The sequence below is a fragment of the Prosthecobacter sp. genome, from assembly GCF_029946185.1.
In the GTDB taxonomy this organism is placed as follows: Bacteria; Verrucomicrobiota; Verrucomicrobiia; order Verrucomicrobiales; family Verrucomicrobiaceae; genus Prosthecobacter.
Map to the genome: position 1 here is coordinate 20,232 of NZ_JAQSEA010000197.1, position 7,164 is coordinate 27,395.

General features: G+C 58.7%; 5 protein-coding genes and 1 pseudogene. 4 read left to right on the forward strand and 2 right to left on the reverse strand.

Going from position 1 to position 7,164, the window contains the following annotated elements:
• Window positions 1-283 precede the first annotated feature (283 nt).
• From PSV43_RS16860 to PSV43_RS16870, 3 genes are all read left to right on the forward strand, one after another.
• Window positions 284-1,813: an SIS domain-containing protein gene (locus PSV43_RS16860; protein WP_300199912.1), complete on the forward strand. Its 1,530-nt coding sequence runs from the start codon at window positions 284-286 to the stop codon at window positions 1,811-1,813.
• A gap of 441 nt (window positions 1,814-2,254) precedes the next feature.
• Window positions 2,255-3,703: a DUF1501 domain-containing protein gene (locus tag PSV43_RS16865; RefSeq protein ID WP_300199915.1), complete on the forward strand. Its 1,449-nt coding sequence runs from the start codon at window positions 2,255-2,257 to the stop codon at window positions 3,701-3,703.
• Between the two features lie 136 nt (window positions 3,704-3,839).
• Window positions 3,840-4,457 (forward strand): hypothetical protein, encoded by a 618-nt coding sequence (locus tag PSV43_RS16870; protein ID WP_300199918.1) that lies wholly within the window; start codon window positions 3,840-3,842, stop codon window positions 4,455-4,457.
• A 105-nt stretch (window positions 4,458-4,562) separates the two neighbouring features.
• Here the strand turns inward: PSV43_RS16870 and PSV43_RS16875 are convergent, their stop codons facing one another.
• Window positions 4,563-5,267: a C4-type zinc ribbon domain-containing protein gene (locus tag PSV43_RS16875; RefSeq protein ID WP_300199920.1), complete on the reverse strand. Its 705-nt coding sequence runs from the start codon at window positions 5,265-5,267 to the stop codon at window positions 4,563-4,565.
• A 188-nt stretch (window positions 5,268-5,455) separates the two neighbouring features.
• Between PSV43_RS16875 and PSV43_RS16880 the strand changes: the two genes are divergently transcribed.
• A complete protein-coding gene (locus PSV43_RS16880) occupies window positions 5,456-6,367 on the forward strand; it encodes a sugar phosphate nucleotidyltransferase (RefSeq protein ID WP_300199923.1) in 912 nt (303 codons plus the stop codon).
• Window positions 6,368-6,496: 129 nt separating this feature from the next.
• Here PSV43_RS16880 and PSV43_RS16885 read toward each other — a convergent pair.
• A pseudogene (locus tag PSV43_RS16885) lies at window positions 6,497-7,164 on the reverse strand (hypothetical protein); the annotation flags it as partial.

Consider the following 7,164-nt stretch of genomic DNA (forward strand, 5'->3'; position numbering starts at 1 on the left):
GATCAGACAGGATTAACAAGAATGCAGGATTATGCAGGATTTGGGAGTCATGCATCGAGAACTCGACCTCGAAGCGGTGTTTTAATCACTCTCCATAATTCTGTTAATCCTGAGATCCTGTGAATCCTGTCCGAATCGGCTTCCTGCCGCCCGACGCTTGAGAAATGTCTGCGTCAGCTTTTGCTTTTTGTCTCTGATTGGGCGACAGGCCGTTTCTACAGGCGTGTGAACGAAGTGTCACAAGTGAACATCCGTTCCGCCGCGACAGTCGAATCACTAGTGCATGAATGCTGCCGACGAATTCCTCAAAGTCGCCACTGACTATCAGCTCGGGGCGCTTGATACGGAATCGCAGCATCCGTTTACCACCTCCCTGTCGCAGATGGCGCGGTCGGATGTGGGGGAGGCGGTCCGGCTTATGCACCAGGTGGATGTTCTCGCTTTGCGGCAGTTTGCGGCGAAATCCGCCCCTCTCGCGGACCTTGCCCGTGCCATCGCCGCCACCTTGGCCGCCGGGCACCGGGTCTTTCTCTGTGGCTGTGGTGCCACCGGACGGCTGTCACTGAGCATTGAGGTGTTCTGTCGCATGGGTGTACTGCCTGTGACTAATCCTGAGCGCATCGTCGCTTTCATGGCCGGTGGCGATCTCGCCTTGATCAAGGCCATCGAAACTTTTGAGGATCATCCCGAATATGGCGCACGACAGCTCGAAGAGCTGGGCTTTGCCGCAGGCGATCTGCTCATCGCCACCACCGAAGGCGGCGAGACGCCCTTTGTCATCGGGGCGACCGAGCGCGCGGCAGAGCTATCCACCAATTCGCCGTGGTTTCTCTACTGCAATCCGGATGAGCAACTGGTCAAAGCCGCCGCGCGTTCCAAGCGGGTGATCGAAAATCCCGCCATCCACAAACTGAACCTCTCCGTGGGTGCCATGGCGGTCTCAGGCAGCACCCGGTTGCAGGCCAGCACCGTCCTCATGGCGGCCATTGGCTTTGCGTTCATGCATCAGCACGATCCCGAAAACGCCCCCGGTGAAGTGTTGCAACTGCTTCGCCACGTCGCGCACTGCGACGGACAGTTTCTCGTGCCGTTCATCGAGCACGAAGCGGCGGCGTATGAGCGGGGTGCGTTTGTGTCATACACGAGCGCACGCTTTGGCGTCACCGTCGTCACGGACACCACCGAGCGCGCACCCACCTTCAGCCTCGCGCCGTTTGAAAAACAGGACGATCCTGCCGCCCCGGCCTCCTGGTGTCATTTCCTCATGCCCGAGCAGCCCGGTGCCCATGCTGCATGGAACGCCCTTCTCCACCGCGAGCCTCGCACCCTCGAATGGCCGGACGTGCGCCACGTCGCAGGAGCCGAAGTTCTGGCCTGCTATGATTTCTCTTCACAACTCTCCGCAGGTCGTGAAATCCGCACCCATCACGCCGAACAGCTCCTGTTTCACATCGACGGCGGGGCAGGGGAGCTGGTCTGGGAGTTCGACGGCCTGAAACATAAGATCGATCTCACCGGCGTTCACGAATTCCACGCCCACCTGCTGCTCAAGCTGCTCATCAACATTCATTCCACCCTCGTCATGGGTCGCCTCGGCCGCTATCTCGACAATCTCATGACCTACGTGAAGCCGAGCAACAACAAGCTCATCGACCGCGCCGTCCGCTACGTCCGCCTCCTCGCCCAACGCCGCACCGGCAAGCTGCCCGGCTATGAAAAAGTGACCCGCCTTCTCTTCGCCGAACGCGACAAACTCCAACCCGGCGACGCCATCGTACTCAAGACCCTGGCAGCGTTGGGCGTGGTGGTATAGCGGGCTAGATTGTATCAGCCAAGGAATACACGGAAGCCAGAATGGAACTCTGGTTCCGTGTATTCTGTGGGCAGTTGTCCGTCTCTGAACAGAACTGCTCTAGCGCACTGCAAATCCGACAAAACACAGGGCGGGGAATCGAAGGGATTACCGCAGATTCAGGAAACCCACAGATTGGATTGATTCCGTAAAATCTGCGGGTTTCCTGAATCTGTGGGAGAAACAAAATGGATGCCACAGCCAGAACCTTGGCAGCGTTGGGCGTGATCGTATAGCGGGCCAGATTGTATCGACCAGGGAATACACGGAAGCCAGAATGGAACTCTGGTTCCGTGTATTCTGTGTATTCCGTGGTTAACCTTCAGGTTCCGGGTGTGAGATGCTGATCGCAAACACGACCCCTATGAAACATCCCCATCACCTCCGTCGTAACTTTGCGTGATGATTTCATCCACAGCCACGCTCCGCGACCAGACGCGCCGCCATTTCTTCAGCCAATGCGGCATGGGGATCGGCTCCGTGGCGCTGGCATCCATGATGGCGGAGCGCGGACTGAATGCCGCCAGTGCCGAAGCGGCAGCTGGCCCCGGCGTGATGAAAAAAGCGAACGTCACACCGCGCGCAAAAAACGTTATCTACCTCTTCATGGCGGGTGGTCCATCGCAGCTCGAACTCTTCGATTACAAACCGAAGCTCGTCGAACTCAACGGCCAGCCCATTCCGCAGAGCTACATCGAGGGCAAGCGCTTTGCCTTCATGGGCACCAGCAACGGCTTCAAGCTCCTCGGCACGCGCAAAGAATTCCAGCAGCGCGGTCAGAGCGGCACCTGGGTCAGCGACATGCTGCCGTACACGCAGGGCATCGTCGATGACATCAGCGTCGTCACCACCTGCAAAACGGAGCTCTTCAATCACGCCCCGGCCAAGCTCTTCATGAACACCGGCAGCGGCCAGTTCGGACGCCCCTCCATGGGCTCTTGGGTCACCTACGGCATCGGCAGTGAGTCCAGCGATCTCCCCGGCTTCGTCGTCCTCCAAAGCGGTCCGCGTGGCCCACGCGGCGGTGCCGTGTTGTGGAGCAGCGGCTTCCTGCCGACCACCTACCAAGGCGTGCCGCTGCGTGGATCGGGCGAGCCGATTTTGAATCTCTCCACCCCTGCGGAGTACAGCGCCGCCAGCCAGCGCCGCGTCATCGACACCGCACGTGAACTCAATCTCTCCCGCCTCGTGGAAACCGGGGATGATGAAATCCAAACGCGAATCAACGCCTACGAGATGGCCTGGCGCATGCAGAGCAGCGCGCCTGAACTGATCGATCTGCGGGGCGAATCCAAAGCCACCCTCGACCTTTACGGCGTCGATCCCTCGCAGCCTTCCTTCGCGCGCAACTGCCTGCTCGCACGCCGTCTCGTCGAGCGCGGCACCCGCTTTGTACAGCTCTACCACACCAGTTGGGACAACCACGGCGGCAAAGGCGAGACGCTGGAAGACGACTTCCCCAAAGTCGTCAAAGACGTCGATCAAGGCTGCGCGGCGCTGATTCGCGATCTCAAATCACGTGGCCTCCTCGAAGAAACCCTCGTCATCTGGGGCGGCGAATTTGGCCGCACCCCCATGGGCGAAAACCGCGACAAGACCGGCCGCAATCACCACATCGACGCCTTCACCATGTGGTTTGCCGGTGGCGGTGTGAAAGCCGGTCAAACGCTAGGCAAGACCGACGAACTCGGCTTCGGCGTCGCTGAAGATCCTGCCCACGTCCACGACATCCACGCCACCATCCTCCACCTCCTCGGCCTGGAGCACGAAAAACTCACCTTCAAATTCCAAGGCCGCGACTTCCGACTCACGGACGTGCACGGCAAAGTGCTGCACAAGCTGCTGGCGTGAGGAGGAATGGAGCAGCCACGGAAGACACAAAAACCAGAGTCAGATGAGGTGACCTGGTCTCAGCTCAAACGAAGGTCTTTTTTATAATTCCACTTTTTACAGTGCGTTTTTAATGAAAATCATTCTAGGATGCAGCATGAAAATCTCTCCCTGCTTTTTATTGGTATTGGCCGCCTGTTTTTACCCCCTTGCTGGCATGGCCCAGAATGCCGCCAAGCCCATGCAGGCGGAGTTAATGCGCTCCACGTCAGGTCGAGAAATTGAGGATTTCGGGCTGGCCTCCGGTTCAACGCCACTTCAAAAAGGGGCGGTTTACGATGTGGTCCGGCAGGAAAATGGCGGTGTCGTCTTGAGTGTCGGGGGAAAGAATGTTTTGGTGCAGAATGACTCGGTGTCCGTCACAGAAAAACCCCAAACGACTGCCACTAGCAGTGGGTTTGTGCCAGGTAAGGTCGTGCTCATCAGCGCGAAATATACCATCGAGGGGGATCAACCCAGGAATGTGAAGAACAACCTGAAGAAGCTCATTCCCGAAACCCTTCTCAAGGAACCGCTTGAGATCATTGTGACGGATGCCCTGAGTTTGGCCGCTCAAGATCAGGGCCAGAGCCAGCGAAGTATCGTTGTTACGCGCAATGCAGTGGGTGTCTTTACCAGAACCCCCGCCAAGAATGTTCTAACCGTTCAATACATTTATAACGGGCAGCGCTTTACCAAGCAGGTGCCAGAAGGCGAGAAACTGGTGTTGCCTTAATTTGACTCAAATGAAGGATGTTCAGGGAAAGCTGTTGGAGGCTGGCAGCATGGGGCTTCCAGACATGGCGGTCCTTTGAAGCGATCAAGATGATCACTTTCCGAGCTACTCCACCAGATACAAAATACGCCCACAGGCTTCACACTGCGTGAGGCCCTCGGACTGCTTCAGCGACTGGATGACACCTACGACCACCTTCATGTGGCAGCCGCCGCACATGGCGTTTTCCATGGGCACGATGGCGGCGTCACCTTTCTTGGTGAAGATGCGGGTGTAGAGATCCAGCGAATCGGGATCAATAGGCTCGGCCAGTTTGGCGCGTTCGGCGTTGAGATCTTCCAGGCGCTTTTTCACACCCACGCCACGTTCATCCAGATTTTTGAGTTCCTCGTTCACACGGACCTGCGTGCCAGCCAGTTTGGCCTGCGCTTCCTTATGCTTCTCCTTGGCGGCTTCGAGCGACTCCATCTGCTCCAGTTCGCCATCTTCCAGCTTGGTCACATCGGCCTCGTAGCGTTTGATTTCGTGACCGAGGGCGGCGAACTCGTCGTTCTTGCGCGTCTCGAACTGCTGGTCATGCAGACGTTTGATGGAGGTCTGGCGCGTCTGAACATCGAGCTGGATGTTTTTGATCTTCACCTCGACCTCCTTCATCGCCAGATTCGCGGCATCCACGGCGGCCTGGTCTCCCGCGAGCTGCATTTTCGCCCGCGTTTGCATCGTGGGGATGTCCTTGAGGTCTTTCTGCAGCGCGCGAATGCGCTGGTCACGTTCCTGAAGCTGAATGAGTTTCGTGATGTCTTGAAGCATGTGCATGGATGTAAGCCGAAACGGCGAAGGAGCACAAGCTCTCTGTTCGCAGCAGTCAAGACTTCGGTGGTCAAAGCGGTCAAGAGTCGTGCTTTGGCCATCTTGACCATTTCTTGACGGCGCAGCCTTGACCTTCCCGCCACCCGACGAAAAGGTGTTCACTCCCACCCACCTCCTTCTTTCCTCTCGTGAAACCCACTCTCCTCATCCTCGCTGCCGGCATGGGCAGCCGTTACGGCGGCCTCAAACAACTCGATGCCATGGGGCCTGCGGGCGAGGTGGTGCTGGACTACTCCGTCTTCGACGCGATCCGCGCCGGCTTCGGCAAGGTGGTGTTCGTCATCCGTCGCGACTTTGAAGAGCTCTTCCGCACCCAGATCGGCTCCAAATATGCAGGCCGCATTGAGGTAGACTACGCCTTTCAAGACATCAACGATCTCCCCGCTGGCTTCACCGTCCCGGAAGGCCGCACCAAGCCTTGGGGCACCGCGCACGCGCTGCTCGCTGCCGAGAAGGTGGTGAATGAGCCCTTCCTCATGATCAATGCCGACGACTTCTACGGCCAGGATGCCTTTCAAAAGATCGCCGCAGACCTCACACAGCCACGCCCGCAGGATGGCAAAAGCCACTGGTCCATGGTGGGCTTCTACCTCAAGAACACGCTCTCCGAGCACGGCAGCGTGTCCCGTGGTGTCTGCACCTGCGATGCCCAGGGCATGCTGAGCACCGTCCTGGAAATGACCAAGATTTTCAAATGCGACACCGGTGCGGAAAACCGCGAGGTTGAGGGTGCCTACGTACCGCTCACCGGCAACGAAGTCGTGTCGATGAACTTCTTCGGCTTCACCCCGGACATCTTCGCGCATCTGCGTGCCGCCTTCGCCGCCTTCCTCGCCGAGCGCGGCACTGAGCAGAAATCCGAGTGCTACGTTCCCGCCCAGGTCGATGCCCTCATCGCCGCTGGGAAAGCCGACGTACGCGTCCTCGAAACCACCGGCAAATGGTTCGGCGTCACCTATCCTGAAGACAAAGCCGAGGTCGTCGCGAGCATCCGCGCACTCGTCGATGCCGGGGAATACCCGCAGTCGCTCTGGGGTTAATAGAAAGTAGTCATGAGCTTCAGCTCGTTCTGGAAGGCGTTCTTGGGTCGAGGCGTTGGAGTTTCGCGTCGCGGCTTCGCAGGCATGGCCTGGCCGTGCGGAGCCTCCAGAAAGAACTAAAGTTCGAGACTACTTTCCCAGCAATCTCTCCACACTCCGCACCGTCGCGCCCTCATGAACCGCCAGCGCACCATGCCCCGCCTGCGCCATGCGCTTCGCTTTCACTCCATCCTTTAAGAGCGCGCAGCACGCAGCCTCCAGCTCCGCAAAATCAGCCACCTGCTGCGCGCCACGATGCTTCAGCAGCAAATCAACGAGCGGCCTGAAGTTCTCCATGTGCGGTCCGAACAACACCGGCTTCTGCGCCAGCGCTGCTTCCGCCGGATTCTGACCGCCCTTCGCCAGGAAACTCTTCCCCACCACCACCAGCGTGGCGAGATGCTGCCAGGCCGCGAGTTCGCCCGTCGTATCAATCACCAAGACCGGTGCATTCTCATCAACGCGTGATCCCGGCACACTGCGCAGGGCAGGGGAGATGCCGATGCTCTGCAAGTCAGCGCTGATCTCCGTACGCCGCTCCACATGCCTCGGCACGATGAGCAGTGCGAGATCGCGCACCTGTTCGCGCAGCCGAAGGAAGACGCGCCCGAGTTCAATTTCTTCGCCCGCATGCGTGCTCGCGGCAAGCAGCGTGGGCTGAGTTTCGCCAATGCCAGCCAGCGCTAGCACGATATGCAGTTCTTCGATTTTGATGGCGGGCACGACCGCACCTTCGGGATCATACTTGATGCTGCCCG

Bases quoted from the DNA above. Each gene is read 5' to 3' on its own strand.
- PSV43_RS16860 (WP_300199912.1), top strand. From the start codon at position 284: ATGAATGCTGCCGACGAATTCCTCAAAGTCGCCACTGACTATCAGCTC.
- PSV43_RS16865 (WP_300199915.1), top strand. From the start codon at position 2,255: ATGATTTCATCCACAGCCACGCTCCGCGACCAGACGCGCCGCCATTTC.
- PSV43_RS16870 (WP_300199918.1), top strand. From the start codon at position 3,840: ATGAAAATCTCTCCCTGCTTTTTATTGGTATTGGCCGCCTGTTTTTAC.
- PSV43_RS16875 (WP_300199920.1), bottom strand. From the start codon at position 5,267: ATGCTTCAAGACATCACGAAACTCATTCAGCTTCAGGAACGTGACCAG.